The sequence below is a fragment of the Methylobacterium sp. AC832 genome (assembly GCF_979256025.1).
In genome coordinates this window covers 1-813 of the sequence record NZ_CEEDMV010000024.1, presented here as the reverse complement: position 1 = coordinate 813, position 813 = coordinate 1, and the positions used below count along the sequence as shown (strand labels likewise).

Sequence of the window (813 nt, the reverse complement as noted above, 5' to 3'; positions counted from 1 at the left end):
CTAGAGCGGCATCCGATCAGGTTGGATCGAAAGCATCGTAGCCTGCGGCCACGAGGTAGTTGCGGCACTCATTCGGTGTGAAGCGCCTGAAGGCCTGCTTGATGGTGTCGCAGAGTTCCACAACCGTGCGGGCGCCCTGGGCTCGCAAACAGGCCTTGAGCTTGGCAAAGGCCAGTTCGATCGGATTGAAGTCGGGCGAGTAGGCCGGCAGGTAGAGCAGGCGGGCACCGGCCGCCTCGATGCGTTCGCGGATGCCGCTGACTTTGTGGGCGGGCAGGTTGTCGAGCACGACTGTGTCACCCTGCTTCAGAGTCGGCGCCAGGGTCTCATCGACATAGCGGCGGAAGCGGACCCCGGTCATGGGGCCGTCGAAGAGCGCGGTCGCCGTCAGGCCGCTGGCCCGCAGTCCCGCTGTGACCGTGATGGTTTTCCAGTGACCGAACGGCACGGCCACCCGGCAGCGCTTGCCACGCGGCGCCCATCCGTAGCGACGCGTCATTTTCGTGTTGGTTGCGGTCTCGTCCAGGAACACGAGCCGGTCTGGATCGAGGTCGAGCTGGCCCTCGAACCAGGCCAGGCGCGCGGCCTTCACGTCCTCTCGATCCTGCTCTGCGGCGTGGCCGGTGTTTTTTTACGCGTGATGCCGTGGCGCTTGAAAAAGCGGGACAGGCTGCTGACCCCGACCCGCAGGCCGCGTTCGGCCAGATGGGTGCGTAGCTCCCGCAGGAACAGTTCCGGTTTGGCCTCATAGGTCCGCCGGATCAGGCCAGCCTGGGCCTCGATGGCGTGCGAGCGCTGATCGCCGCCCATCGG

1 pseudogene is annotated in these 813 nt (G+C 65.9%); it reads right to left on the bottom strand.

Features of this window, described 5'->3' with window-relative positions:
• Positions 1–16: 16 nt before the first annotated feature.
• Positions 17–813, bottom strand: a pseudogene (locus tag AC0IXR_RS24965) (IS630 family transposase); the annotation flags it as partial.